Origin of the sequence: Thalassospira sp., assembly GCF_040218635.1 — a bacterium.
Taxonomy (GTDB): domain Bacteria; phylum Pseudomonadota; class Alphaproteobacteria; order Rhodospirillales; family Thalassospiraceae; genus Thalassospira.
Map to the genome: position 1 here is coordinate 380,600 of NZ_JAVJRB010000011.1, position 25,772 is coordinate 406,371.

Annotated in this window: 26 protein-coding genes and 1 riboswitch; of the genes, 19 read left to right on the forward strand and 7 right to left on the reverse strand. The window is 52.5% G+C overall.

The annotated features are described in order from the left end of the window. Positions 1 to 203: 203 nt before the first annotated feature. Both fabG and RIC05_RS12965 read left to right on the forward strand, forming a co-directional pair. Positions 204 to 983, forward strand: a complete 780-nt coding sequence (gene fabG / locus RIC05_RS12960; protein WP_350048338.1) for a 3-oxoacyl-ACP reductase FabG — start codon at positions 204 to 206, stop codon at positions 981 to 983. Between the two features lie 97 nt (positions 984 to 1,080). Then, the gene (locus RIC05_RS12965) at positions 1,081 to 1,740 is read left to right on the forward strand and encodes a YajG family lipoprotein (RefSeq protein ID WP_350048336.1); all 660 of its coding nucleotides are present in this window, start codon (positions 1,081 to 1,083) and stop codon (positions 1,738 to 1,740) included. Between the two features lie 47 nt (positions 1,741 to 1,787). Here RIC05_RS12965 and RIC05_RS12970 read toward each other — a convergent pair whose 3' ends face one another. Then, the gene (locus RIC05_RS12970) at positions 1,788 to 2,324 is read right to left on the reverse strand and encodes a dihydrofolate reductase family protein (protein WP_350043187.1); all 537 of its coding nucleotides are present in this window, start codon (positions 2,322 to 2,324) and stop codon (positions 1,788 to 1,790) included. Positions 2,325 to 2,485: 161 nt separating this feature from the next. Beyond that, positions 2,486 to 3,913, reverse strand: a complete 1,428-nt coding sequence (locus RIC05_RS12975; protein WP_350048334.1) for an L-serine ammonia-lyase — start codon at positions 3,911 to 3,913, stop codon at positions 2,486 to 2,488. A 194-nt stretch (positions 3,914 to 4,107) separates the two neighbouring features. Then, positions 4,108 to 4,203: riboswitch (glycine riboswitch) on the reverse strand. A 288-nt stretch (positions 4,204 to 4,491) separates the two neighbouring features. Here RIC05_RS12975 and gpmI point away from each other — a divergent pair. The 11 genes from gpmI to RIC05_RS13030 all read left to right on the forward strand — a co-directional run bounded on the left by gpmI (position 4,492) and on the right by RIC05_RS13030 (position 15,318). Beyond that, on the forward strand, positions 4,492 to 6,084 hold the full coding sequence (gene gpmI / locus RIC05_RS12980; protein ID WP_350048332.1) for a 2,3-bisphosphoglycerate-independent phosphoglycerate mutase: 1,593 nt from the start codon (positions 4,492 to 4,494) through the stop codon (positions 6,082 to 6,084). A 13-nt stretch (positions 6,085 to 6,097) separates the two neighbouring features. Then, positions 6,098 to 7,423 carry a murein hydrolase activator EnvC family protein gene (locus RIC05_RS12985; RefSeq protein ID WP_350048330.1) on the forward strand — a complete coding sequence of 442 codons (1,326 nt, stop codon included), beginning with the start codon at positions 6,098 to 6,100 and terminating at the stop codon, positions 7,421 to 7,423. After that, positions 7,420 to 8,721: a S41 family peptidase gene (locus tag RIC05_RS12990; protein WP_430473271.1), complete on the forward strand. Its 1,302-nt coding sequence runs from the start codon at positions 7,420 to 7,422 to the stop codon at positions 8,719 to 8,721. Before RIC05_RS12985 ends, RIC05_RS12990 begins: the two co-directional genes overlap by 4 nt. Before the next feature lie 34 nt (positions 8,722 to 8,755). Continuing rightward, positions 8,756 to 10,318, forward strand: a complete 1,563-nt coding sequence (locus RIC05_RS12995; RefSeq protein WP_350048328.1) for a divergent polysaccharide deacetylase family protein — start codon at positions 8,756 to 8,758, stop codon at positions 10,316 to 10,318. A gap of 45 nt (positions 10,319 to 10,363) precedes the next feature. Further along, a complete protein-coding gene (locus tag RIC05_RS13000; protein WP_350048326.1) occupies positions 10,364 to 10,909 on the forward strand; it encodes an RNA pyrophosphohydrolase in 546 nt (181 codons plus the stop codon). An 84-nt stretch (positions 10,910 to 10,993) separates the two neighbouring features. After that, positions 10,994 to 11,182, forward strand: coding sequence for a hypothetical protein (locus RIC05_RS13005; protein WP_350048324.1), 189 nt, complete (start codon positions 10,994 to 10,996; stop codon positions 11,180 to 11,182). 59 nt (positions 11,183 to 11,241) lie between these two features. Beyond that, entirely contained in the window at positions 11,242 to 12,048 is an 807-nt protein-coding gene (locus tag RIC05_RS13010; protein WP_350048322.1) for a methyltransferase domain-containing protein, read from the forward strand. 36 nt (positions 12,049 to 12,084) lie between these two features. Then, positions 12,085 to 12,930, forward strand: a complete 846-nt coding sequence (locus RIC05_RS13015; protein ID WP_350048321.1) for an alpha/beta fold hydrolase — start codon at positions 12,085 to 12,087, stop codon at positions 12,928 to 12,930. A 220-nt stretch (positions 12,931 to 13,150) separates the two neighbouring features. Continuing rightward, positions 13,151 to 13,816, forward strand: coding sequence for a hypothetical protein (locus RIC05_RS13020; RefSeq protein WP_350048319.1), 666 nt, complete (start codon positions 13,151 to 13,153; stop codon positions 13,814 to 13,816). A 99-nt stretch (positions 13,817 to 13,915) separates the two neighbouring features. Next, positions 13,916 to 14,902 (forward strand): phytoene/squalene synthase family protein, encoded by a 987-nt coding sequence (locus tag RIC05_RS13025; protein ID WP_350048317.1) that lies wholly within the window; start codon positions 13,916 to 13,918, stop codon positions 14,900 to 14,902. A 170-nt stretch (positions 14,903 to 15,072) separates the two neighbouring features. After that, entirely contained in the window at positions 15,073 to 15,318 is a 246-nt protein-coding gene (locus RIC05_RS13030; protein ID WP_350048315.1) for a hypothetical protein, read from the forward strand. 88 nt (positions 15,319 to 15,406) lie between these two features. On the opposite strand, the gene RIC05_RS13035 is transcribed toward RIC05_RS13030, so the two are convergent. The 4 genes from RIC05_RS13035 to RIC05_RS13050 all read right to left on the reverse strand — a co-directional run bounded on the left by RIC05_RS13035 (position 15,407) and on the right by RIC05_RS13050 (position 19,167). After that, the gene (locus tag RIC05_RS13035; protein ID WP_350048313.1) at positions 15,407 to 16,603 is read right to left on the reverse strand and encodes a phosphoglycerate kinase; all 1,197 of its coding nucleotides are present in this window, start codon (positions 16,601 to 16,603) and stop codon (positions 15,407 to 15,409) included. Between the two features lie 202 nt (positions 16,604 to 16,805). After that, a complete protein-coding gene (gene dapF / locus RIC05_RS13040) occupies positions 16,806 to 17,687 on the reverse strand; it encodes a diaminopimelate epimerase (RefSeq protein WP_350043174.1) in 882 nt (293 codons plus the stop codon). Positions 17,688 to 17,694: 7 nt separating this feature from the next. Beyond that, positions 17,695 to 18,387: a TVP38/TMEM64 family protein gene (locus RIC05_RS13045; protein WP_350048311.1), complete on the reverse strand. Its 693-nt coding sequence runs from the start codon at positions 18,385 to 18,387 to the stop codon at positions 17,695 to 17,697. Positions 18,388 to 18,399: 12 nt separating this feature from the next. Further along, the gene (locus tag RIC05_RS13050; RefSeq protein ID WP_350048309.1) at positions 18,400 to 19,167 is read right to left on the reverse strand and encodes an SDR family NAD(P)-dependent oxidoreductase; all 768 of its coding nucleotides are present in this window, start codon (positions 19,165 to 19,167) and stop codon (positions 18,400 to 18,402) included. Positions 19,168 to 19,259: 92 nt separating this feature from the next. Here RIC05_RS13050 and RIC05_RS13055 point away from each other — a divergent pair, with 92 nt between their 5' ends. Continuing rightward, positions 19,260 to 19,844 carry a Crp/Fnr family transcriptional regulator gene (locus RIC05_RS13055; protein WP_350048307.1) on the forward strand — a complete coding sequence of 195 codons (585 nt, stop codon included), beginning with the start codon at positions 19,260 to 19,262 and terminating at the stop codon, positions 19,842 to 19,844. Here RIC05_RS13055 and RIC05_RS13060 read toward each other — a convergent pair. After that, positions 19,808 to 20,314 (reverse strand): hypothetical protein, encoded by a 507-nt coding sequence (locus RIC05_RS13060; protein ID WP_350043170.1) that lies wholly within the window; start codon positions 20,312 to 20,314, stop codon positions 19,808 to 19,810. The two genes, RIC05_RS13055 and RIC05_RS13060, sit on opposite strands and share 37 nt — an antisense overlap. Before the next feature lie 422 nt (positions 20,315 to 20,736). On the opposite strand from RIC05_RS13060, the gene ccoN reads away from it, so the two are divergent. From ccoN to ccoG, 5 genes are all read left to right on the forward strand, one after another. After that, positions 20,737 to 22,194, forward strand: coding sequence for a cytochrome-c oxidase, cbb3-type subunit I (gene ccoN, locus RIC05_RS13065; RefSeq protein ID WP_502989552.1), 1,458 nt, complete (start codon positions 20,737 to 20,739; stop codon positions 22,192 to 22,194). Between the two features lie 13 nt (positions 22,195 to 22,207). Further along, complete coding sequence (ccoO, locus tag RIC05_RS13070) at positions 22,208 to 22,939, forward strand: cytochrome-c oxidase, cbb3-type subunit II (protein ID WP_350048303.1); 732 nt, start codon at positions 22,208 to 22,210, stop codon at positions 22,937 to 22,939. A 15-nt stretch (positions 22,940 to 22,954) separates the two neighbouring features. Next, the gene (locus RIC05_RS13075; RefSeq protein WP_350048301.1) at positions 22,955 to 23,116 is read left to right on the forward strand and encodes a cbb3-type cytochrome c oxidase subunit 3; all 162 of its coding nucleotides are present in this window, start codon (positions 22,955 to 22,957) and stop codon (positions 23,114 to 23,116) included. Positions 23,117 to 23,131: 15 nt separating this feature from the next. Continuing rightward, the gene (gene ccoP, locus RIC05_RS13080; protein WP_350048299.1) at positions 23,132 to 24,004 is read left to right on the forward strand and encodes a cytochrome-c oxidase, cbb3-type subunit III; all 873 of its coding nucleotides are present in this window, start codon (positions 23,132 to 23,134) and stop codon (positions 24,002 to 24,004) included. Positions 24,005 to 24,253: 249 nt separating this feature from the next. Then, complete coding sequence (gene ccoG, locus RIC05_RS13085) at positions 24,254 to 25,747, forward strand: cytochrome c oxidase accessory protein CcoG (RefSeq protein WP_350048297.1); 1,494 nt, start codon at positions 24,254 to 24,256, stop codon at positions 25,745 to 25,747. Positions 25,748 to 25,772 lie beyond the last annotated feature (25 nt).

Genomic DNA, 25,772 nt, shown 5'->3' on the forward strand with positions numbered 1-25,772 from the left:
CGCCGAACTCTGTGGTTCAGCACGTTACCCTGTGAATATTGCGCCTTAAAATGTGTAACTTGCAACATTTTTTGTTGCATCACGGCAAAAATAACCCAATCATCGGGAAAACATAACGCACCGCACAATCAGGAAGGCCGCCAACAAGATGAACCGCATCATTGCCGTTCCTGTTGCTGGATGGTTTCACGAAAGGATCGACCATGCTGACTTCAATTTCCGGGAAAAGTGTCATCGTCACAGGTGGTTCAAAGGGTATTGGCAAAGGTATCGCCAGTGTCTTCGCCAGCAAGGGGGCGAAAGTCATGGTAGCCGCCCGCACGGAACCGGATGCTGCGGCTACGGTCGAAGAAATCCGCGCCAACGGCGGTACGGCCGATATGTTTCTGTGCGATGTGTCTGATTGGGATCAGGTCAAAGCCATGGCGGAATACACCGCCAAAACATTTGGCGGCATCGATATCCTGTGCGCCAATGCCGGTATCTTCCCACAGGTCAAAATGGTCGACATGGCGGCAGATGACTGGGACCAGGTCATGTCAACCAACCTTAAAAGCAGCTTTTTGTGCGTAAAGGCCTGCATCCCGTATTTTGAAAAATCGGGCAAAGGCCGGGTTGTCATCACGTCATCCATCACCGGCCCGGTCACCGGTTATCCGGGATGGGCCCATTATGGGGCGTCCAAGGCAGGTCAGCTTGGCTTTATCCGTACAGCGGCCATGGAATTGTCGCGCTATAACACAACGATTAATGCCGTCATGCCGGGCAATATCATGACCGAAGGTCTGGCTGATCTGGGACAGAGTTATCTGGAGTCAATGGCAAGCTCGATCCCGCTCAAACGATTGGGCAGCGTCGAAGACATCGCCAATGCCGCCCTGTTCTTTGCATCCGATGAAGCCGCCTATATCACCGGTCAGTCAATCGTCGTTGATGGCGGTCAGATCCTGCCGGAATCACTTGATGCAATTGGCGAGATTTAACACGTTAAACGTGTTTAGATTGGAAATGATCAATTAAAATTTGCACGACTCATCCCCTTTGGATACAGATAGATACAGTGTCCAAAAGGGGAATTTAATGAGATATAATTGTCTTAAGTTTATCGCGATTTTCGGCTGTGCAGCTTTGCTTAGCGCCTGTGCTGTTTCAAGAAGTGTTGTTCACATTGAACAGAGCGAGACAATAGAAAACCCGGCAGAAGGCCCAGAGGTTCGGATCGTCGAAGTTAACGACAATCGTCAATTCGAAATTGATCCGCGAAGCCCTGATATCCCGTCACTTGCGAATGACGAAATTGATGATGCTTCAGTCACTGAGCGCGCTTATGGCCGCAAGCGAAACACCTATGGGATGGCCCTGGGTGACGTCTTGACCCCAGAAGGCAAAACCGTTTCGGACGCTATCGCGAAAACTGTCGAAAACGGCTTCCAAGCCGCCGGTTATCGTGTCTTAACGCCTGAAGACAACAATTACGCCAATGCAAAGGATGTCAATGTCGATGTCACCGAATTCTGGTCTTGGCTGGAACCGGGATGGGAAATAACTGTTCATAATCGCAGTGACATAACCCTGACAGCGGACCGCGCTTTATTCACAGACCCAATCAGAATTAAAGCAGAGTCTTCCCAGCCCATGCAGATGGTTCTGGACAGTGACTGGCAAGCCAGTGCGATCAAAGCTCTGCAAGAAGTTCGCGAAAAGATCACAGATGCGCTTCTTGCTTTGCCCAAGCCTTAACCTTGCTCTGAAAAATAGAAAACCGCGCTGAACCAGCGCGGTTTTTATTATTCGTGCAGTCCGTACTGGCTGCGAACGACCCCGGAATTATACCGTTCGGAGGCCAGCAATCGGGGTTTTATCCCGCCGGCATCGCGTCCAAACAGGGATATCCCATCGCCCAGAACTTCGGGGATTGTGAAAATATCAAGTTGATCGGCAAAGCCACCAAACAGGAACTGTGTCACCACACTCCCGCCGCCAACAACCCAGATATCACCATTGCCATTTCGGCTATCGCGCAACTGATCAACCAGTTCGATGATACTGCCGCCATAGGACTCGGTATTGGCCGGTCGATTTTCTGGAAGTTCACGTGATGTCAAAACGATCGTGCGGCGGGCCTCATAGGGCCAGTCGCCAAATTCCATGACCTGATCAAAGGTATTCCTGCCAATGATCAATGTCCCGACGGAGTCCAGAAAATCCTCAAAGCCAAACTCGGCCGGATCATATTCATCCAACCAGTCCACCGCGCCATTGGCGCGCGCAATGAAGCCATCCAAACTGACCGCGATATAAATGCGAAACAGCTTTTTGCTCATATCTATGTCCAACCTTGGGTGGGGTCTTTGCCCCATTTTTGCTCGATTAATTATAACAGATTGCCATACACGCGTGACAATAAACCAAACACCCGGCCAGACGGTACTGCTGCAAAAACGCTAAATTTCCCGGTTTTCCGCCCTATTCTTACGAGGAGGCTCTAACACTCCACCACGTTGACATTGACGGCAAGACCACCCTGACTGGTTTCTTTGTACTTACTTTGCATGTCGAGTCCCGTCTGGCGCATGGTCTCGATGACCTTATCAAGGGACACCGTATGCTGCCCGTCACCGCGCAAGGCCAATCGGGCTGCGTTGATGGCTTTGACTGCCCCCATGGTGTTACGTTCAATGCACGGTACCTGGACCAATCCGCCAATCGGATCGCAGGTCAGGCCAAGATTATGCTCCATGCCGATCTCGGCGGCGTTTTCAACCTGTTCGGGGGTGCCGCCCATCACGGCACAAAGCGCACCTGCTGCCATTGAACAGGCAACACCAACTTCGCCCTGACAGCCAACTTCGGCAGCCGAGATTGAGGCGCGTTTTTTATAGATCGATCCAATCGCTGCTGCCGTTAACAGGAATTCACGAATATTGTGCTGGCTGGCATTGGCCCCGAACCGTTCGTAATAGCGCAAAACCGCCGGAATAACCCCTGCTGCACCATTGGTTGGTGCGGTAACCACGCGACTGCCGGCGGCATTTTCCTCGTTCACTGCAAGGGCATAAAGATTGACCCAGTCAATCACCGTCAGCGGATCCCGGAGCCCTGCCTCCGGCTTTTCGGTCAGCTCCTTATAAAGCTTCGATGCCCGACGTTTGACATTCAGCCCGCCGGGTAAAATGCCGTCGGTTCGACAGCCCCGATCAATGCAGTTCATCATCGCTTCATGGACACGATCAACAAATGCGATTGTCTCGTCGGGATTACGCCAGCTTTGTTCGTTTGCCATCATTATTTCAGCAATGGACAGCCCTTCGCGTTTGCAGATCTCCATCAATTCATCGGCTGATGAGAACGGAAATGGCAGCGTGATATTATCCCCGGAATATTCCGCACCGTGATCATCGCTTGAAACGATAAAGCCCCCACCGACCGAGAAATATTCCTGACTGTGGATTTTCACCCCGTCGTTATCAAAGGCCGTGATGCGCATGCCATTGGGGTGCTGCGGAAGCGTTTCGGTAAAATGGAAGACCAGATTGGTGTCGCGGTTAAAGACAACCGGATACTGACCATAAAGCTGGAGCTTGTGGGTTTCATCAATTGCCGCCATGGTCGGCTTGATATCATCCGGGTCAATATTGCGCGGACGCTTCCCGTTAAGGCCCATAATCACAGCCGTATCTGTGGCATGCCCCTTACCGGTCAGGGCAAGCGATCCATAAAGATCAACCACAACACTGCCGGTTTTCGCCAAAAGACTACGTGCTTCAAGCTCAAGGCAAAAACGATAGCCTGCGCGCATCGGACCAACCGTATGCGAACTCGACGGGCCAATTCCGATGGTATAAAGATCGACAACAGAAAGGTTTACGTCTTGCGATCCTGTCGTGGGACCGGTGGCGGGAGCATTGGTCATAGGGCCTCCTTCACGGCTCTTGAACGCGCGAAAAAATCGCGCCGTTTACGAACCGGTGTCTTGCCCCCTCTGTCCCTTGACCTGAGATTGTGTTCCTGCTGGCCAAAAACAATAAGCCAACAGGTTTTCATCCTTCGGTGGAAGCCAGATAACACACTCTCTCATGCGTTATCTTTTTTCTCTCTCCAGAGCCTCTATCCGCGACGGTCCATCTGCCTGAGAGTGTTTATGAGGCAATTGCTCCTTCGGCGCCGGTCATATTGGTGACCGGACTCTCCCGTCGCGGTGCGAAATGACATTTCTGTCACCTCTGAGGTTCACCGTTGGGGAAAACTGTATCTGCGTCTTTAGACGCTGTCAAAAGAACTGGTTCGCTGCTGCAAAATTTTCCCCGCCCAAGTGCTGTTAAGGCACCACATTCGTGCTAAATTGCCGGGATTACGCATGCGCCTGTTGTGAGTAACGGATAACCCACCCTGCCCGCACAACGGGATTGATGGCAAAATGGCCTGTAAGTCACCATATTTATTGGTAATTATTTACAGGTAATTCAGCCTTTATCTTTATTTGTGGGATCTATGAACGTGACTGTATCGAATTCCGTAAAGCGCCCGCGCCCTGTAGTGCTGTGCATTCTGGACGGCTGGGGGTATCGCGAAGAAACCAAGGACAACGCAGTTGCCTTGGCCAATACGCCTGTCTGGGATGAACTTTATGCCAACAATCCGACCGGTTTTTTAAAGGCCTGTGGTCTGGATGTCGGCCTGCCAGAAGGTCAGATGGGTAATTCGGAAGTCGGTCACATGAATTTGGGTGCGGGCCGCGTTGTCATGCAGGAACTGCCCAAAATTGACGAAGCCGTCAAAACCGGCACCATTGCCGAAACCGACACCGTCAAAAAAGTCATCGCCAAACTGAAGAGCAGCAAAGGTGTGTGCCATGTTGCCGGTCTTCTGTCCGAAGGCGGGGTTCATTCCCACCAGGTTCATATGGCTGCCTTGGCGAAAACCATTGCCGATGCCGGTGTGCCGGTCAAAATCCACGCCTATCTTGATGGCCGTGATACTGCACCGAAAAGTGCGGCAAAATTCCTTGAGAAATTCCGTACCCTGATCGGGGATGCCAATGTTGAAATCGCGACTGTAACCGGACGGTACTATGCCATGGACCGCGACAACCGTTGGGAACGTGTCAGTCAGGCCTATTTCACCATGGTTCAAGGCAAGAACTACGCCGATGGCCGCAGTGCGAAAAGTGCCGAAGCCGCGATTGCCGAAGCCTATGCCGCCAACACGACCGATGAATTTGTTCTGCCGACGGTGATTGACGGGTTTGATGGCATTGCCGATGGCGATGGACTGTTGATGACCAATTACCGTGCTGATCGTGCCCGTGAAATTCTCGCCGCCCTGTGCGCCCCGGAATTTGACGGATTTGATCGTGGCACCGCCCCCAAATTCGCCGTTCAGGCCGGTATGGTCGAATATTCGTCAGAACATGCCAAATATATGGATGCGATTTATCCGCCACAAACCCTGCCAAACATCTTTGGCGAAGTGGTTTCCAGGGCCGGATTGAAACAGCTCCGTATTGCTGAAACTGAAAAATACCCGCATGTGTCGTTCTTCTTTAACGGCGGTGAAGAACAGGTGTTTGACGGCGAAGATCGTATTCTTGTCGCATCGCCAAAGGTCGCGACCTATGACTTGCAGCCGGAAATGTCGGCCCCCGAAGTCACTGAAAAGCTCGTTGCGGCGATCAAGGCACAGACCTATGACACCATCATTCTTAATTTTGCCAATCCCGACATGGTCGGCCATAGCGGTATTCTAAGCGCTGCGATGAAAGCAGCTGAAGCCGTTGATGCCTGCCTTGGGCAAGTGATTGATGCCATCAAATCGGTTGGTGGTGTTGCCTTTGTCACTGCAGATCACGGCAATTGCGAAGTGATGGTCAATCCGGAAACCGGCGAACCACATACTGCACATACCCTTAATTTGGTGCCGACCATCCTTGTTAACGGTCCAGAAGGGGTAACATTGGAGAATGGACGTCTTGCCGATGTAGCACCAACCTTGCTGCAGCTGCTTGGCGTACCGCAGCCAGCGGAGATGACTGGCAAACCGTTGCTTAAGGGCATGAAACAGAATGATGCGCTTCTTGCGAGCTGATCCAGTCTCGAAGATGACCCTGCCTGCGCTGACTGCCTTGGCAGTTCTGATCGCGGGCGGGGCCGCACCTTCTTATGCCCAATCGCTGCAAAAAGTTGATCAGGAACTGGATCAACTTGAAAGCCAGCTGACCGAACAGCAAAAACAGGAAGAATTCCTGTCGCGTAAATCGCGTGAACTTTGGACCGAAGAACAGGCTCTTCAATCCGAAGCCATTTCAGTTGCCCGTCGGACCCAACGTCTTGAAGCGACCCTGACCGATATGGAAGATCAGCTTGCAACGCTGGAATCCCGTGAAAAACGTGCCGCGACCAGTCTTGAAGACAAGGCCGGACAATATGCCCGCATTCTGATGGCGTTGCAGCGCCTCTCGACCACCCCACCAGAAGCTGTGATTGCCTTGCCGACATCGCCGCAGGATACCTTGCGCTCCGCCGTTCTGTTAAAAGCAGCCCTGCCCGGTGTCGAGCAACATGCACGTGATCTGCGGAAGGAACTTGGCGAAATCGCCAGCTTGCGCGAAGATATCCGCAATCGTCGTGGTGACGTTGCAAAGGCGACAAGCGAACTGCAATCAGAACGTGCTTCCCTTGCCGAGCTGCTTGGTGAAAAGCGCCGCCTGCGTGCCGCAACCGAAGCCGAAGCCCACGAAGCAGCCAAAGCCGTCAGCGCCCTTGCCGACGAAGCTAAATCGCTTGGCGACCTTTTGCGGACTTTACGCAAACGCGCCGAAGGCCTGCCCAAGCCCCGTGCCCGCCCGGACGTTGAAGTTGCAACCCGCACGGAACCGGATGCCGATACGCTGGGCACTCCGACCATCGCAAAAAACACACCTCCCCCACCGCCTGTTGATCGAGATGATCCGGGCAAGGTCGGGACCGATAACGACACCACAAACGACGAAGATTTTGCTGTTGGTAGTTCGATAACACTGGCCCATGGTGATTTACGCATGCCAGCCAGTGGCAAAGTCGTCACACTGTTTGGGGAAAAATCACGTGGTCCGGATGGATTGACTGTTACACGATCAAAAGGAATTGAGATCAGCACACGTGCAAATGCACAGGTTGTCTCGCCATTTGATGGTAAAGTGGTCTTTTCTGGCCCCTTCCGCGGTTACGGCCGACTCTTGATTATCGAACACGGCGAAGGATACCATAGTCTCATCGCCGGTTTTGATCGGCTCGACAGTGTGGTAGGACAATATCTCTTGGCGGGCGAACCTGTTGGTATTATGGGTGAAACTGCGCCAAAACTGTATCTGGAGATGCGCCAGGACGGGGAAGCAATCAATCCGCTTCCGTGGCTGGCCTCGAAAAACGGCAAGGTAAGTGGATGAAAACCTCTCGATTGGCAGTACTCGCTCTCGCGACCGGCATGACTTTCGGCCTTGCGTCCCCATGTTTGGCGCAATCTTCAACGTCTTCGGCCGAGACCTATCGCCTGCTCAACCTGTTCGGCGATGTCTTTGAACAGGTAAAAGCCAAATATGTCGAAAATATCGATGACAAACAGCTCATCGAAGCTGCAATCAACGGTATGCTGACGTCGCTCGATCCGCATTCCTCATATCTTAACATGGATAATTTCGAGGAAATGCAGGTCGATACCCGTGGGGAATTTGGCGGGCTTGGCATCGAAGTCACGATGGAAGACGGTTTCGTCAAAGTCATCGCACCAATCTATGACACACCGGCTGAAAAGGCCGGTCTGCAGTCTGGCGACTTCATTACCCACATCGATGGCACCGCCATTCGCGGCCTGACGCTTAATGACGCGGTCGAAATGATGCGCGGCAAGGTCAATACAGACATTTTGCTGACGATTGTCCGTAAGGGCGAAGCAGCACCGTTTGATGTTACCCTGACCCGTGCCGTGATCAAGATCCAGTCGGTCCGCGCCGAAGTCAAAGAAGATATCGGTTATATCCGCATCACCAAATTCAACGAGCAGACCTTTAGCGGTCTGCAGCGTGCGATTGGCGATATGCGCGATCAAATCGGGCCGGAAATCAAGGGTCTGGTGATTGACCTTCGTAACAATCCGGGCGGTCTTCTTGATCAGGCGATTTCAGTATCAGACGCCTTCCTTGATAAAGGCGAGATCGTCTCGACCCGTCCGCGCGACACGCAAAACACTGAACGTTACAATGCACGTACCGGCGACCTTGCCGAAGGGCTTCCGATGGTTGTCCTGATCAATGACGGTTCTGCTTCGGCATCTGAAATTGTTGCCGGTGCGCTTCAGGATCACCGCCGCGCGGTCATCATGGGCACACGCAGCTTTGGCAAAGGATCGGTTCAAACCATCCTGCCAATGCCGGGCAATGTCGCACTACGTTTGACCACGGCGCGCTATTACACCCCGTCGGGTAAATCCATTCAGGAAGTCGGGATTGTTCCGGACATCATTGTCCCGCAAGCCCATCTTGAAAGCATCGAAGCGGAAACGCGACGTTCCGAAGCATCCCTGAGTGGTGCCCTTCGTAACGAAGATGCCCGCACAACAAATGCGGAAGAGGATGCGAATTCCCGCCGCGATCAGGCTGAGCAGCTTGCGACTGATGATTATCAGCTCTCGCGTGCGCTTGACATGATCCGAGGCATTTCCCTGTTTGGTCCGCGCCCTCATGGGTAAGGTCCAGCAGGGCATCGTGAGAGACTAGCTGTTCGTGTTCAGGAAAATCCTAAATTCCTTGCCGTTCCGTAAAAAGAACAACGGCGACATCGACGAGGACATGGCCGACGAATTGGCCGACGACCTTGACGACGGGATGACTGACGCCGACGATGAGGACGATGAACACGAAACTGATCTTGAAGACCTGCCCTTCAGTGAATGGCCAATTGACATTCAAACCAAAAAGCTGCCAAAGCGACCAAAGTCGCGGCGCAGCTGGATGTCGAAACTTCTAATCATCACGCTGTTTATGTCGCCCTTCGGGGCGACAGCAGTTGCGATGATCCCGATCCTTGATCCGGAAACCGGCTGGCGGCTGTTTCATATGGGGGGACCCGAAGCAACCGTTGCCGTGCCCGGATCGGAACGTGAACTCCAAGAAGAAATTGCCCGTGGTGTCCGCGATGTGCAGGAACGCGATCGCGCGCAGGCAGAAGATGGCGCATCGGACGCCACTGGTGACGCCCCCCTATCGGCTGAAGATATCGCCAATCAGCTTAATAGCGGGGCCGACGCAACTGATGCACCGGGACAAACTGATGGCACCGGATCAGGTGATCACCCAACACCCGAAGAACTTGCTGCCCTGATCGAAGAAGAAGGATCAATTGACGATCCGATTGAACCTGATCCGTTGCGCCCGGCCCCGTTGCCGGGTCTTGATGAGGAAGGCAGCTTTGGTCGCATCCCGCGGATTGCCGATGACGGCACAACACCGTTTGATGCCTATAAACGACCATTCGAATTGGTCGAAGGGCAACCTTATGTCGCGATTATGCTGACCGGGGTTGGTTTGAATGAAGCGCGAACCGAAACCGCCATCAACAAATTGCCGCTCAATATATCTTTGGCAATATCGCCTTATGCCCGCGATGTGCAAACCGTTGCCCGCGACGCCCGTGCGATGGGCCACGAGGTCTTTCTTGAACTGCCAATGGAACCGGTTGATTTCCCACTGTCTGATCCGGGACCACGTGCCCTTTTGACATCGCTTTCAGAAGGTGAAAACCTTGTGCGACTGGAGTGGTTACTGGCCCAGTTCCCGGGATATGCAGGCCTTGTCAGTCGTCAGGGATCGAAATTCGGTAGCCTTGATAGTGCGATCAGACCAATCATTGAATTCATCTCGCGCACGGGGCTTATGTATATCGAAGGATCAAACAGCGGTGTTGCCAGTTACGGCGCACAACTGGCAGCCAATGCGGGATCGCCAAATGCGATTGGCAATGTCATCATCGATCAGGTTCTCAGCCGCCGTCAGATTGATGCAAATCTGGCTGAGCTGGTGGAAATTGCCAAACGCAACGGGGCCGCTATTGGCATTGCCCAATCCTATCCGGTCACCATTCAGCGCCTGCGGAGTTGGGCGCTTCGATTAAAGCGGTTCGGTGTTGAACTGGTGCCGGTCAGCGCGATTGCCAACCTGCAGGTTGCCGCACAATCCGCAATCGAAGCAGAAGCAGCCCGTCGCGAAGCAGAAGAACGTGAAAATGCCGCCATGGCCGAAGAGGCCGCACAAGGCGAAGACACTGGCGGCGGCTCTATCGAAAACTAGGGATGAATGCCCCGCATGTCGGGCATCAATCAATCAGGAAGAACCATGGCAAAAAAGTCCCCGACCCCATCGACTGACGATACCCGCAAAAAGTCCAAAGTCCGGGCGGAAGACCTGCCGTACCGGCCGTGTGTCGGCATTGCATTATTTAATGAAGATGGTCTGGTCTGGATGGGAAACCGGCTTGGGTTCGAGGGGGCCTGGCAATTGCCACAAGGCGGGATTGATTACGGGGAAACCCCGGTTGAAGCCGCAATGCGCGAACTTAAAGAAGAAATCGGCACAAGCAAGGCCGAGATCATTGCCGAAACCCCCGGCTGGTTGACTTATGATCTGCCTGACCATTTGATCGGCAAAGCGTTCAAAGGAAAATATCGCGGCCAGAAACAAAAATGGTTCGCCATGCGCTTTACCGGCAAGGACAAGCATATCAAAATTGATGTCCCAAATCCGGAATTTGACGACTGGCGCTGGAACGATCTGGTGACTTTGCCGGACCTGATCGTTCCGTTCAAACGCCCCGTTTATTTGCAACTTGCCGACGCGTTTCATGATGTACCTCAAAGAATTCGTGAAATGAAAAATGCATAAAGAAACAGGTTGCGGCTTTGAAGCGACATGTGTTTCGCTTTATTTCACGAATTATCAGACACTTACGACACAAGGAACTCTACCATGGCGACGGATCGGTTTATCTTTGGTGTTTTGACCATCGCGGTTGGTCTTTTCGGCCTGTTTTATTCAGCAGGCTCGCATGACGGTTATTCCTACTTTGTTGGGCTGGCACTTTTCATTGGTGCGGTGCTGTTCATGTTCCATCTGATCAAGGGACATTATGACCAGCTAGAAGCATCTGATCACTGATCGGCCACGACCAACATCAAATGCTTTAAAATCACCCCGAAAAGCTCTAAGAATCACTTATGAGCAATACACATTGGGATCCTGCCCGCTACGGTTTGTTTGGCAATGAACGCCTGCGACCGGCCATCGATTTGATCGCCCGCCTGCCCAAAGCAGCAAGTGGGTTTTCGCCCCGTCATATTGTCGATCTGGGCTGCGGCCCAGGATCGGTGACCGCAGTTCTGGCCGATGCCTTTGCCGCGTCCGGTGATGATGCGCCACGTATTGTCGGGGTCGATTCTTCGGACGAGATGCTTGAAACCGCCCGCAAACGTTCTGAAAATATCGAATGGCAAAAAGCCGACATCGCCTCATGGGAACCCGATGGTCAGGTGGATCTGTTATTTTCCAATGCGGCCCTGCATTGGGTGCCCGAACATTCCACACTGTTTCCCAAACTGATTGAATTTGTCCGCCCCGGTGGTTTTATTGCCATTCAGGTGCCAAACAACTTTCTGGCACCCAGCCATCAATTGATCGGCGAAGCGGGCATTGAATGGCGCAAGGAAGTGGCAGAAGCAATGCATGTGGCCCGCATTATGCGCCCGGGCGACTACTTTGATGTTCTCGCGCCAACCTGTGACGACATTGATCTGTGGCAGACACAATATTGTCACGTCCTGACCGGACCCGATGCGGTGTATAACTGGACCAGTTCGACCATATTGCGTCCGGTGCTGGCCGCCCTTCCCGATGATGACGCCCGCGCGAGCTTGACCAAGAAATACAAAGACCGTCTTAATCAGGTCTACCCGTCGCGTGAAGATGGCCGCACCCTGTTTCCGTTCAACCGCCTGTTCATGATTGCCCGCAAACGTTCAGAATGATCATCTGATAAGACATCCCCTGACAAGGAGCCATCTATGGCAGAGTTTCGCGAACATTTCGTCAAATGCTGCGGTTATGAAGTCCATGTCAGGGCATGGGGTGATCCATCCAAACGTCCCTTGATCATGATGCATGGTCTGGCCCGCTTGGCCGATGATTTTGACCATGTCGCACCGCATTTCACCGATCAGTATTATGTTCTGTGCCCCACCATGATCGGGCGCGGTTTTTCCGGTTGGGCCAAGGATCCCGATGCGGAATATACCGTGCCATTCTATGTCGCGCAGATGTTCGAACTGCTTGATCATTTTGGCGTTCAAACCTGTGACTGGATCGGCACTTCCATGGGCGGGTTGATCGGGCTCTATGCCACCGCCGAAGTCGCCGGTCGGATTGAAAAACTTGTGCTGAATGATATCGGCCCGGAACTTGATCCCGATGCTGTTGCACGCATTAAATCTTATGTCGGCGCATCGCCGGAATTTGAAACCATTGATGATGTCGAAAAGCTTGTCCGACTGGTCTATGCCCCGTTTGGCGTTGCCGATGATGCGACTTGGGCGTTTTTGGCATCTCGTTCCGTGCGGCGCCTGCCCAATGGCAATTTCATGATGCATTATGATGCCGAAGTCATGCGCGTCTTTGCCGAACATATTGATTCCTTTGATGCTTGGCCCGAATTTGACGCCCTTCCCTGCCCCGTTATGCTGATCAGCGGCGAACAATCCGATCTAATCCCCAAAGCCATCGTCGATAAAATGAAAAATAAAAAACCACAAATGCCGGTTTTTGCAGTGGCGAACTGCGGTCATGCTCCCCATCTGAATGACAAAGCGCAAATCAACGCAATCAGGGACTTTCTGGGCATCGATCGTCAATAGTCTGCAAATCACTTGCACAAATTGACAATTTCCCGCCAAAGAACCTGAACAAATACGATCCTGACCGCATAGAACCATACTTAAATTGGTCGCTGCGGGCAGACATATGGTTGGTATGGGACCGACACTGATACTGCTCTGATTTGTCCATTCATCTGGACGATCCCGGACCAATGCGTCGATTGTTGTGTTTGTTTGATCACCTGTGGGAACAGGCGGCATGACGAAACTGCATTTGATAAAACGCTCGCTGCTTACATTAATTCTGGCCACCTGCATCAGCACAGGTTTGGGCCCGATTTATGCTGCGTACGCGCAATCAAATGAAACCGCGGAAACTGTCACCCCGTCATCCCGGCTGGCATTTGGCGGCGGCTTTGCCACGGGTATACTCCCGCCTGCAGGACATGACGGGATTGGTAATTATTTTTCTGGTCGGACAAGCTATGGCATTTCACTGCGGTCTGCCCCCGATGAACCAGATAGAACCGATCAATTCTGGTTGGAACTCGATAGCAACACCAACAACCAACAAGGCATCAGCGCCCAAATTGGTCTTGGCTATTCCCCGACACCGGATGTCGGTTTTGCCGTCGGGCCGTTTCTGGATCTGAATGCCGCCACAACGGATAATATCGGCATTTACCAAACAGGCGGGCTGGCAATTGAACAGCCCCGCCAACGGGCTTTGATATCGGGAAGTAACAGCGCCTTTAACGATGCTGGTCTTGCCGCATCTTTATCTTACATGCCGCTTGAAGATATCTGGATTGGCTTGCATGGCAGTGTGTCGCACAGCCTCACACCAACCCCGCCTGATCAGGGTATTCTGGACGGCATTGACGCCATGCTGGGCCTGACAGCCCGTTATCGCATCGAATTCTGATTTGGCATTTCTGTTGCGCGACTAAATTACGCTGTTGCACAGGCCAGGCAGTCCTGTATGACTCTTTGAAAGGCAAACCAAAGGGACATATAGAGACGCATGAGCCATTCGCTCCCACCAGAACAGTCTGTACTTGGCGCACCGTTTGACGCCTGCAACCAACTTGCAGCAGCCAAAAACGCCAATCTTTACCGTGCAGCCATGCGGCTTTCCCCGGAACGCCAACGTTTCTTTTTGGCAAGTTATGCTTCCATGCGCGTCATAGACGATATTGTCGATGACGGGTTTCTGGAACTGTCTGATGCAGAACGCGATGCCCATCGTGAAAACATCATTCAAACAATTGATCAGTGGCAGGCACAGATCATCTCCGCCAAGGCCGGTGCAGAAAACCCGCTTCCCGAAACCGGTCCGCTGAATAATGATGTTTATGAAGCCTTGCGCGCGACACTGGGCCGTAGCGACCTGTCACCGGAACCATGGGTCGAACTGGCAGATGCGCTTCATCGTGACGTTGCCGAAGAACCGATGGATGAATGGGATGACTTCATCGCCTATTGCGAAGGTGCGACGGCTGCCCCGGCATCGATTTTTGTCTATTTACTGTCCGCCCGATATGATCCGGACATCGGCTATACCTCGCCACTGACCAATCCACCGGTCTACCATGCACGCGATATGGCGATTTTTTGCTACATTATTCATATCCTGCGTGATCTTCCCGAAGACATCAAAGGCCCCGACCGCCTTGTCACCATTCCGGCAGAAATTCTGATTGCGGCCGACATTACCCTTGGCGAAATTCGCAATGTGATTGGTCAGGGGAAATATGACGACCTTGATTATCTTGGTGGCATCCTGCTTGAACGTGCGTGGGAACATTTTGAAACCGGTCAGGCGCGGTCCGGCGAATTGCTGTCGATTCTCGATACGGACGAGGCAGATACCCTTTCGCGCCTCTTTACGGTCTATATCGAACTGGGTGGCTCCATGATGGAAAACGGCTATGCCAGCTTCCTGAAAGATCGCGACACCATCATGCAGACCACCGCGCAAAACAATCTGCCGGACGTCAACAAACAATAAGATCAGGGCCGAGACGCTAGCGAAACTCGGCCCGAAACCCTGCCAAGAACATGAAGATTTCCGCCACACATCACCGAAACCAACCGCCCCGCTACATTTGACTTAAGAGAAACAGAAAATCAGGAAGACACTTCCTTGCTGCATCTCTTACTTACGCAACAAGAGGTTAAATGATGTTTCCTTTCCTTAAAAAGGTCGAATCATGGGTGCGGAACCAGTGGGTCGATGCTTCTGTGGGCTTCATATTGCTGTTCACCGCATTAAGCGACACCGGGGATACTCTTTTTGATGATGTGATGTCGGGGAATGTCGGCACATCCCATGGCGTACTGGTTCTGGGTCTTGCCCATATCATTCGCTCAATCCCGCCGGTTCTGCACAGTATCGGCCTTATTTTCTATCCGGAAAAAGCGTGAGGGCCCATCATCAGTCAGGGGCCTTACGTAAAAGAAAACCCCGCCAATTTGGCGGGGTTTGTCATTTTCAGTCTTGGTCAGATGATCTTCACTTGGTACTAAGCGCTGCAACACCCGGAAGGGTTTTACCTTCAAGCCATTCAAGGAATGCCCCGCCGGCGGTCGAGACATATGAAAATGCCTGATCGGAATCTGCATGACGCAGGGCCGCCACCGTATCGCCGCCACCGGCAACCGACAGAAGCTTGCCCGCCTTGGTCAGTTTGGCGGCATGTTGGGCAACCGAAACCGTCGCGGTATCAAACGGGGTAATTTCAAACGCACCCAGCGGTCCGTTCCAAACCAGTGTTTCACAGGCTTCAAGACGCGCATTCAGATCCAGAATGGTCTTCGGACCGGCATCAAGGATCATGCCATCAGATGCGACATCATTGATGTCTGAAACATCATGCGGTGCGTTTGCGGCAAATTCCTTGGCCACCAGACCATCGACCGGCAGAACGATTTCACAATTGGCAGCTTCTGCCTTGGTGAATATCTCGCGTGCGGTTGCAAGAAGATCATGTTCGCAAAGCGATTTGCCAACATTGACACCTTTGGCCGCAAGGAACGTGTTGGCCATGCCACCGCCAATAACAAGCTGATCAACCCTGGCAACCAGATTGCCCAGAAGATCAAGCTTGGTGGAAATTTTTGCGCCGCCAACAATCGCCATCACCGGATGTTTCGGTGCTTCAAGCGCATTGCCAAGTGCTTCTAGTTCAGCCTGCATCAGACGACCGGCATAAGACGGAAGTGCGCGTGCCAGACCTTCGGTTGATGCATGGGCGCGATGCGCACAGGAAAAGGCATCATTGACGAAAATGTCGCCAAGTTTGGCCAGTTCCGCAACAAATGCCGGATCGTTCTTTTCTTCTTCTGCATGATAGCGCAGGTTTTCCAAAAGCGCGATTTCGCCGTTCTCAAGGCTGTTGACCACGTCCTCTGCTGTCGCCCCGATACAGTCATCGGCAAACTTCACCGGGCGACCAAGCTGCTTGGCGAGTGCTTCTGCAACGGGCTTTAAGGTCATCTCTGCGACGCGTTGGCCTTTCGGGCGGCCAAAATGGGTAATCACAACCAGTTTCGCGCCGGCATCGGCCAGTTCGATCAGTCCGGGAACAGTCCGTTCGATACGGGTCGTATCGCCAACAACACCATCCTTCATCGGAACGTTAAGATCAGCGCGCAGCAAAACGCGCTTGCCAGCGACATTGACACCGTCAAGCGTATTAAAGTCAGCCATTATCTGAACCTGCTTTTGAGTTTTACAAAAGACGGGAGGGGGATGTCCCGACATGGATCGAACCAAATCCTGATGCGCCCTGTTTTGCCCGATCAGTGCAATCGACGCAAGACCAGATGGGGTCCGTAAGATTACCTGTAAATGATATCGGCATAAAATTTCGGCCAGTCACGTGATGTGCTGGCCGGAATTTAAAATGTAATCAATGCTGTCCCAAAAGGGATGAATGCAAAAAACCCTGGAAGCTGGTCGCCACCGGCCCGGTCATCAACACATGATCATCAGGCAACCATTCGATGGTCAGTTTGCCACCATCAAGAATGATTTCGGTTTTGCGATCTGTCAGACCGCGACGCGCTGCCGCAACCCCAACCGCACAGGCACCTGTGCCACATGCGCGGGTTATGCCAACACCGCGTTCCCACACCCGCATGCGGATCTGGTTTTCACCAACAATGCTGCACACTTCGATGTTCGCACGTTCCGGGAACATTTCGTGATGTTCAAGAACCGGTCCAAGCTTTTCGATATCAATCGCCTCGGCATCATCGACAAAAAACACCGCGTGCGGATTGCCGACATTAACACCGACCGGATCGGAAAGCGGTCCAAGTGACAGCGGAATATGATTGGTATCGACCGCCTGGGATAACGGGATATCGCGCCAGTCCAGTTTGACCTGCCCCATATCGACCGTCACACGCCCATCGGCAAGGCCATTTGAATCCAAAAGCCCGACCACCGTTTCGATGATGACGTCTTTTCGGCCCAACTCGCCCATGACGATGCTGGCGACACAGCGTGCGGCATTGCCACATGCCTCAACCTCGCCACCGTCATTATTGCGGATGCGCATGAATGCATCGGCCATGTCATCAAGGGCCGGTTCAATCACAATCAACTGATCGCACCCAACGCCGGTCTTGCGATCTGCAATTCTGGCCGCTGTTGCGTTATCAAGATCAAGCACAGCAGGATCGCGTCGTCCGTCAAAGACAACGAAATCATTTCCAAGACCATGCATTTTGACAAAAGGAATACCGTTCATAACCGCCTTATAGTCCTGATTCGAAATTGCGTCCATATGTCGCTTACCCGGATATAGACGCACCTTTATGTTCCGCAACCTTCCGATTTTGTGCCCGGTGATGACGGATCAGGAAAAACCAACATGACCACATCACCAATGACACCCCGGAAGCCCCCCAAATGGCCGGCATCGGATTGGCAAGCGAACTTTGTGCCCCAAACCAGCTACAAACAATCACATAGGGGACCGTGCCAATCAAATAGGCCAACCCGAAATAGCCAAACTTCATGCGCGTGCCCCCGGCCAAACAACATGAAACTTCCGGCAGGATCGGCATGGCCCGGCAAATCATCAAAACCACCATGCCATAGCGCGAAAACACGTCTTCCATTTCTAAAAGCCGTTGTTCATCCGAGATAACCCGGCGTAACAGCGCCCGGCCAAATTTTCGGCTGATGATATATCCGGTCACACCGGCCAAAATCATGCCCGATCCCGCCGCCAATGCCCCACCTATCGGCCCCAAAAAATATCCCGCAAGCAATGTGACCGTCATGGTCGGCACGGCTATAAAAAGATCCGCCACCAGAAGACCAACGACAATGGCAGCAACAAGCCATGGATCAATGCCCTGGGCAAATTCGAGCCATCCGACCACGTCATCACGCTGCAACAAGCCCGTCGCAACCAGAATGCCAAAGGTCGTGGCAAAGCAAATCGCCAGAACCAATCCCGTTTTCAAAAGATCTTTCATGACGCCGACTCCCTATCCGTTGCGCAGAATTGATTTCATCAGGGACGGCGACAGGCGGGTGATGATCGGGATCCACCGTGCCTTCCCGACATAAATCTCATTAAGACCGGCATCAATACCGTCATGGATGGCAAGAGCAGCTTTCCGGGCTGAAATCTTGCGCATCTTGCGGCTTTCGGTCATGGGCGTATCAACAACGGGTAAGAACACTTCGCTAATCGCAATCGGAATGCCTGCGGCGGCAAGTTGATACCGCAGACTTTGCGACAGACTGTGCAAGGCGGCCTTGCTTGCACAATAGATCGCACCGCTTGTTTTCGGGAAAAATGCAAGGCCCGACGAAATATTGACGATCCGGAGCGCCATGGGATCGGACAGGGGTCTTGGCCGGTTACTATTTGCGTATTTTGCTATGAAGGCATGACATATGCCGATTGGCGCAAACAGATTGATTGCAATTTCGCGCTGGGCCACGTCCGGATCAAAACCGACTTCGGTGAAAACACCCCGTTCCTGAATGGCGGCATTGTTAAAGATCAGTCTGATATCGGGATATGCGTTTAAAACATCGCGCATCATTGCATCGACCGCGTCCGGATCGCTCAGATCGGCTTTAACAATATGAAGGCCGGGATATTGATCCTGAAGTACGGCCAGTTTCTGTTCTGAGCGACCATGCGCGACAATCTCGAACCCTTGTGCGTGATAAATCCGGAGCAATTCCAACCCGATCCCCGATGTGGCACCAGTGATCAGGACAATTCCGGTTTGTTTGTTCATAATGGGCGTTCCTACCGCGTACTCGTAAGATCAAATCAGCGGTAAGGATCTAACGTGCACACCCATCTTGCATTAACCCGGGTTTATTGGTCATGGATTTTGGCGGATTAATTAAGCAGCTGGAAAGTAACCGGCATCTGGCCGGTCACATACGCACCGCACGGTTTGCCAAAGGTGCGCAGATCATTAAACAGGGCGAAATTTGTAAGGACGTGATTTTCCTGCGCAAAGGTCTGGCCCAAATGTCCTATGTCACGTTTGAAGGCAAAGAATGGATCAAAAGCTTTTTTGCTGAAAATGCGGTGATGGGATCACGGCGCTGCCAGATTTTGGGGGAGGCCAGCCATTTTGCCATAACCTGCCTTGAAGACTGCGAAATCACGGCATTTCCGTATGATAAACTTCGCTTGGCCACATCAGAAAGCCCCGATTTATTGGCGATATTTTTTGATTTCAACGAACAGGTCAGCCTGCGGAAAGAAAAGCGCGAATATGAATTTCTCTGTCTGTCGGCCCAAGATCGCTATCAGGGATTTATCGCGGAATATGCCAACATCGTCCCGCGCCTGACACAAGCACAAATTGCAAGCTTTATCGGCATCACCCCCATCGCCCTTTCGCGTATTCGCAAACGGCTCCGTCAGGCGGAAAGTTTGGGCGTTGCCGGCGCGCAATAGCGCACTTTGCTGGGGACAAAACCTGCCTTGGCAAAATAGTCGCGTAGTCGGCCTTCCATCTCGCCAAGGGAAACATAAACGTTGCGACAATCATGGTCGCTGGCCAACCGGGTCATGGCACCCCCCATCGCATCCAGAACATAGTCCCCGGCAACGATTTCGACGGCCATGACATTGTCCACGTGAAGAACAAGACCATCCGTCATGTCATCGCGGACATGATAGGAAAACAGCCCGTGGATATAGCCACGTTCATTGGCAATAACGATGATGCCGCGCTGGCGCTGCCACAGGATGCTATCCCCGTAATCCTGCCCGGCTTGTTCGTTTTTGATGACCGGCAGGCAATACTTATCCACAAAGGCGCGCCACCGCACAAATGTCAGATCAACCTGCAACATCTGAACCAGCGGAAAGGTCATGTCCGCTGTGTGGGATGTAAGTGGAAGTGCCTGATAGACTTCTGGCATGACCCTGACCTTAAACTTTATAATTTCCCGGATCATGCCGGAAATAAACCCGACCAACCTTGATGTGCATCAACACCCTTTGCCGGTTTTGTTGGCATAAATATTCCCAGCACTTGACGGCCCGACCAACAGGCATGTCGTTTTCTATGATTGAAATTATGACGGGTTTTTCGCGTTGATATTGACGTGGATCAATGGTTTTCGTCCTGCCTGCCCGCATACTTGTCGAACAGATTAGAAAACCTCGCCTGAAACCGAACGTGTTCGACTTTAAGAACACGCTAAGTGGGTGGGGCTTTTTGTGCAGGTGAGTTATCGGCGCCCGCGCCGTTAGTTCACGGGGACTGATGAAATTGTCCAAGAAGGTTTTGGACAGTTCACCCGAAGACCTTGAACGGGAGTCAAGCATGAGCCAGGGGAGCATGGCACAGACAGCGTCACCATCTGTTGCTGTCGACTATAATATGGACGTTGTGCGCTGGGGCGCATTGGCGACCGTGTTTTGGGGCGTAATCGGATTTTTGGTCGGTGATGTCATTGCATGGCAGTTGGCTTTTCCGGTTCTCAATTTCGATAACGAATTTCTGAACTTTGGACGTCTGCGCCCGCTGCATACGTCTGCGGTCATTTTTGCCTTTGGCGGTAACGCGCTTCTGGCGACATCGTTTTACGTTGTACAGCGCACCTGCCGCGCGTCGCTTTATGGTGGCAAGTCACTGCCGGCATTTGTTTTCTGGGGATATCAACTGTTCATCGTCATGGCCGCAATCGGCTATGTCACGGGAACGACCCAGGGCCGTGAATATGCCGAACCGGAATGGTTTGTTGATATCTGGCTGACAGTGGTTTGGGTTTGCTATCTGGCAGTCTTTGTCGGCACCCTGTTGAAACGGCGTGAACCGCATATTTACGTCGCAAACTGGTTCTATCTGGCCTTTATTGTGACCATTGCGATGCTCCATATCGGCAATAACCTTGCCATTCCTGTGTCGTTCATGGGTACCAAATCCTATTCGATGTTCTCAGGCGTACAAGATGCCCTGACCCAGTGGTGGTATGGCCATAATGCGGTTGGTTTCTTCCTGACTGCCGGTTTCTTGGGGATGATGTATTACTTCATCCCGAAACGCGCGGAACGCCCGGTATATTCTTATCGCCTGTCGATCATTCACTTCTGGGCGCTGATCTTCCTCTATATCTGGGCTGGTCCGCACCATCTGCATTACACTGCACTTCCCGATTGGGCACAAACCCTTGGCATGACGTTTTCGATCATGTTGTGGATGCCATCGTGGGGCGGGATGATCAACGGCCTGATGACGCTTTCGGGTGCATGGGACAAACTGCGCACCGATCCGGTTCTGCGTTTCATGGTCGCTGCTGTTGGCTTCTATGGCATGTCGACCTTCGAAGGGCCGGTCATGTCGATCAAGGCGGTCAACGGCCTGTCACATTATACCGACTGGACCATTGGTCACGTGCATTCCGGGGCACTTGGTTGGGTTGCCTTTGTCTCCTTCGGGGCGATCTATTTCCTGATCCCGGTTCTGTGGCACCGTGAACGGCTTTATTCGATGCGTCTTGTGTCACATCACTTCTGGCTGTCGACCATCGGGATCGTTCTTTACATCACTTCGATGTGGGTTTCCGGGATCATGCAGGGCCTGATGTGGCGCGCTTATGACGAACTGGGCTTCTTGCAATATTCCTTCATCGAAACCGTTGAAGCGATGCATCCCTATTACATCATTCGTGCAACTGGCGGCCTGTTGTTCGTACTCGGTTCATTCCTGATGGTCTGGAACGTCTACAAGACAATCCGTGGCGATCTGCGCGATGAAGCACCGATTGGCACACCTGCACCCGTTGCAGCTGAATAAGGGGGAACGAGATATGCTTCTTAAAAAACACCATATTGTTGAAAAGAACGTCTTTGTTCTGATCCTTGGCATTTTCCTGACCATCATCATTGGTGGCATTGTCGAAATCGTCCCGCTTTTCACGATGGAACAAACCATCGAGAAGGTCGAAGGCGTGCGTCCGTACTCGCCGCTTGAGCAGGCCGGTCGCAACATCTATCTCCGCGAAGGGTGCTATAATTGCCATTCCCAGCAGATCCGTCCATTCCGTGACGAGGTCGAACGTTATGGCCATTACAGCCTTGCCGCGGAATCGATGTATGACCATCCGTTCCAGTGGGGATCAAAACGTACCGGTCCCGATTTGGCCCGTGTTGGCGGCAAATATTCCAATGACTGGCATGTCGCCCACATGATTGATCCGCGCGCGGTTGTGCCGGAATCGATCATGCCCGGCTACCCGTTTTTGGCCGAGCGTAAACTGAAATTCGATGACGCCCGTGCCCATCTCGAAACGCTTAAAATGGTTGGGGTTCCCTATACCGACGAAATGATCGAAGCGGCAAAGGCAGACCTTTACCTGCAGGCCAGCGAGGACGCGGCCTATGACGATGATTTCCTTGCACGCTATCCGAATGCGGCGACAGGTGATTTTGACGGAAATCCGGAAAAACTGACCGAAATGGATGCGCTGGTTGCGTATCTGCAGGTGTTGGGCCGGATGGTCGATTTCACGACCTATAACCCGCAGATGAACCTGCGCTAGGGCAAAGGAAACGTCATGGAATTCTTTACGCAACTCGCTGAATTTTTCCGCCCTCTGTGGGGGCTGTGGCTGATGCTTTTGTTCGGCGCAATCATTGCCTGGGTCATGTGGCCCAGCAAAAAGCGCAATCAGGACATGGAAGACCACGCCCAAATCCCGTTGCGGGATCAGGATTAAGGGGAGAATCGAGCAATGTCGACAAAAGTCGAGAAAGACCAAGTATCCGGGCGTGAAACCACCGGCCATGAATGGGACGGCATCAAGGAGCTCAATACCCCCTTGCCGTCATGGTGGGTCTATGTTTTCTGGGTCACCATCATCTGGTCGGTTGGCTATTGGGTGGTCTATCCATCATGGCCAAGTGCGACCGACTATCTCAAAGGTACGTTTGGCACGACCAACCGCACCCAACTTCATGAAACCATGGCCAATGTGGCCGCTGAACGAGCACCCTATATGGAACGTTTGGCTGCGTTGGATGTCTCAGAAGTCGTCAATGATCCTGAACTTCTGAACTTCTCCATGGCCGGGGGCAAAGCCATCTTTGCGGATAACTGTGCCCCATGTCATGGCACGGGTGGGTCGGGCAATCCGGGCTTCCCGTCGCTTCAGGATGATGCATGGCTTTGGGGCGGATCGCTTGATGCCATCAATGAAACGCTTCATGTCGGTATTCGCTGGGATGCCAACGAAGATACCCGTTTCAACGACATGCCTGCATTTGGCCGTGACGGTTTGCTTGAACGTGATCAGATCGAAGACGTCGTTCAATATGTTATGGCCTTCACCAACCGCGCGACAGATGCAGAATCTGCAAATCGTGGTGCTGTTGTTTTTGAAGAAAACTGCGCATCCTGTCACGGCGATGATGCCAAAGGCGTTCAGGAGCTTGGCGGACCAAACCTGACCGATGCCATCTGGCTTTATGGCGGGGACAAATCCACCCTGACCGAATCTGTCACCAATTCACGCCGTGGTGTGATGCCTGCTTGGGGCGGTCGTCTGGATGAAGAAACCATCAAAATGCTGACCGTCTATGTCCACTCCCTTGGTGGTGGTCAGTAAGCTTAGAAATACAGAATGCCCGCCGCACCATCACCAAAATGATCCTGTCAGAAATTGATATGTATCATGGTGACTGCGGCGGGCTTTTCGTACTTTCAATATCAGATTTGAATAATTCGAGCCTGCCCCACAAAACTGTCAGACATATGCAATGTCATGACAGCATATCCGCATCATCTGGCTGGTGGCTTCTACGTTTCTACATAGAGAGCAGCCCGAAAATTGCGGCGTCAAACTCAGGTAGCGAACATGGCCATGTCCAATTTGCAACACCCCGATCCAAACACCATCACCGCAGATGGTGACGATGATCTTGACCAGCCACTTTATAAAACCCGCGATAAGGTCTATCCAAAACGGGTGTCGGGATATTTCAGGAACCTGAAATGGTTCGCTCTGGTAGCACTTCTCGCTATTTACTGGCTTGTCCCGTGGTTGCGCTGGGATCGCGGGGCAACTGCCCCTGATCAGGCCGTTCTGATCGATATGGACTTGGGCCGGGCTTATTTCTTCTTCATCGAAATCTGGCCTCAGGAAGTCTATTACATCACCGGCATCCTGATCATGGCCGCTATCGGTTTGTTTTTGGCAACATCGCTGTTTGGCCGTATCTGGTGTGGCTATGGCTGCCCGCAAACGGTCTGGACCGATTTGTTCATGTTGGTTGAACGCTATATTCAGGGGGATCGAAACGCCCGGGTTCGCCTTGATCAATCAAAATGGACGCTGGAAAAAATCTGGAAAATCGGTGCGACCCATCTGGCTTGGGTTGTCATTTCCATGATCACTGGCGGTGCATTTGTTTTGTATTTCAACGATGCACCAACCGTGATCATTGATGTTTTCACCGGCAACGCATCCCTGGCCGTTTATGTCACCATCGCGTTTTTGACATCTTCGACATATCTTCTGGCAGGTTGGGCACGGGAGCAGGTCTGCACCTATATGTGCCCATGGCCGCGTTTTCAATCGGCCATGCTTGATGATGAAAGCCTGATCGTCACCTATGAAGGATGGCGCGGCGAAACCCGTGGCCCGATCAAACGTAAAAACCTTGCACGCGGCGAAGTCCCCGAAACCGGTCACTGCATTGATTGCCATGCTTGTGTGAATGTCTGCCCGACCGGGATTGATATTCGGGATGGTTTGCAGATGGAATGCATTGGCTGCGGCCTGTGCATTGATGCCTGCAACGACATCATGGACAAAGTTGGTTTTCCGCGTGATCTGGTCCGGTTTGACTCGGTCCAGAACACGCAACTTCGCGCTGTTGGAAAAGCCACTCGCATCCGCCTTGTCCGCCCGCGCACTGTTTTCTACACGGCAGTTTTAATGATCGTCGCGGCAGTCATGATGTTTGGCTTGTTTAACCGCTCGGTTCTTGAACTCAATGTCTTGCGCGACCGCAATCCGCTGTTTGTCACATTGTCGGATGGCGATGTCCGCAACGGCTACACCGTCAAGGTTCTGAATAAGGAGCAGGCGGAAAAAACCTATATTTTGTCGGTCACGGGTCTTGCGACCACCGATCTGCAAATCATTGGTCAAACGCCCAATCAGGATGGCAGCTTTAACCTTGATGTCGCCCCGGACCGGGTCGGCAGCTTCCGGGTCTTTGTTGCAGCAACACCGGCAACACTTGAAGGCGAGGCAACCCCGTTTGAATTTAAGGTAACCGATCTCGAAACCGGAAATTCCGAAACTTATGATACAGTATTTGCCGGTCCAAAGACCGCGCACTGATCGTGAAAACGCTTCGGTACAGGAA

Coding starts and splice junctions, on each gene's coding strand:
- dapF (WP_350043174.1), bottom strand. CDS start 17,687: ATGGACGCAATTTCGAATCAGGACTATAAGGCGGTTATGAACGGTATT.
- RIC05_RS13005 (WP_350048324.1), top strand. CDS start 10,994: ATGGCGACGGATCGGTTTATCTTTGGTGTTTTGACCATCGCGGTTGGT.
- RIC05_RS13060 (WP_350043170.1), bottom strand. CDS start 20,314: ATGCCAGAAGTCTATCAGGCACTTCCACTTACATCCCACACAGCGGAC.
- ccoP (WP_350048299.1), top strand. CDS start 23,132: ATGTCGACAAAAGTCGAGAAAGACCAAGTATCCGGGCGTGAAACCACC.
- RIC05_RS12975 (WP_350048334.1), bottom strand. CDS start 3,913: ATGACCAATGCTCCCGCCACCGGTCCCACGACAGGATCGCAAGACGTA.
- ccoO (WP_350048303.1), top strand. CDS start 22,208: ATGCTTCTTAAAAAACACCATATTGTTGAAAAGAACGTCTTTGTTCTG.
- fabG (WP_350048338.1), top strand. CDS start 204: ATGCTGACTTCAATTTCCGGGAAAAGTGTCATCGTCACAGGTGGTTCA.
- RIC05_RS13025 (WP_350048317.1), top strand. CDS start 13,916: ATGAGCCATTCGCTCCCACCAGAACAGTCTGTACTTGGCGCACCGTTT.
- RIC05_RS12990 (WP_430473271.1), top strand. CDS start 7,420: ATGAAAACCTCTCGATTGGCAGTACTCGCTCTCGCGACCGGCATGACT.
- ccoN (WP_502989552.1), top strand. CDS start 20,737: ATGGCACAGACAGCGTCACCATCTGTTGCTGTCGACTATAATATGGAC.
- RIC05_RS12985 (WP_350048330.1), top strand. CDS start 6,098: ATGACCCTGCCTGCGCTGACTGCCTTGGCAGTTCTGATCGCGGGCGGG.
- RIC05_RS13075 (WP_350048301.1), top strand. CDS start 22,955: ATGGAATTCTTTACGCAACTCGCTGAATTTTTCCGCCCTCTGTGGGGG.
- RIC05_RS13030 (WP_350048315.1), top strand. CDS start 15,073: ATGATGTTTCCTTTCCTTAAAAAGGTCGAATCATGGGTGCGGAACCAG.
- RIC05_RS13015 (WP_350048321.1), top strand. CDS start 12,085: ATGGCAGAGTTTCGCGAACATTTCGTCAAATGCTGCGGTTATGAAGTC.
- RIC05_RS13000 (WP_350048326.1), top strand. CDS start 10,364: ATGGCAAAAAAGTCCCCGACCCCATCGACTGACGATACCCGCAAAAAG.
- RIC05_RS13050 (WP_350048309.1), bottom strand. CDS start 19,167: ATGAACAAACAAACCGGAATTGTCCTGATCACTGGTGCCACATCGGGG.
- RIC05_RS13035 (WP_350048313.1), bottom strand. CDS start 16,603: ATGGCTGACTTTAATACGCTTGACGGTGTCAATGTCGCTGGCAAGCGC.
- RIC05_RS13020 (WP_350048319.1), top strand. CDS start 13,151: ATGACGAAACTGCATTTGATAAAACGCTCGCTGCTTACATTAATTCTG.
- RIC05_RS12965 (WP_350048336.1), top strand. CDS start 1,081: ATGAGATATAATTGTCTTAAGTTTATCGCGATTTTCGGCTGTGCAGCT.
- RIC05_RS13055 (WP_350048307.1), top strand. CDS start 19,260: ATGGATTTTGGCGGATTAATTAAGCAGCTGGAAAGTAACCGGCATCTG.
- ccoG (WP_350048297.1), top strand. CDS start 24,254: ATGGCCATGTCCAATTTGCAACACCCCGATCCAAACACCATCACCGCA.
- RIC05_RS13045 (WP_350048311.1), bottom strand. CDS start 18,387: ATGAAAGATCTTTTGAAAACGGGATTGGTTCTGGCGATTTGCTTTGCC.
- RIC05_RS13010 (WP_350048322.1), top strand. CDS start 11,242: ATGAGCAATACACATTGGGATCCTGCCCGCTACGGTTTGTTTGGCAAT.
- RIC05_RS12970 (WP_350043187.1), bottom strand. CDS start 2,324: ATGAGCAAAAAGCTGTTTCGCATTTATATCGCGGTCAGTTTGGATGGC.
- gpmI (WP_350048332.1), top strand. CDS start 4,492: ATGAACGTGACTGTATCGAATTCCGTAAAGCGCCCGCGCCCTGTAGTG.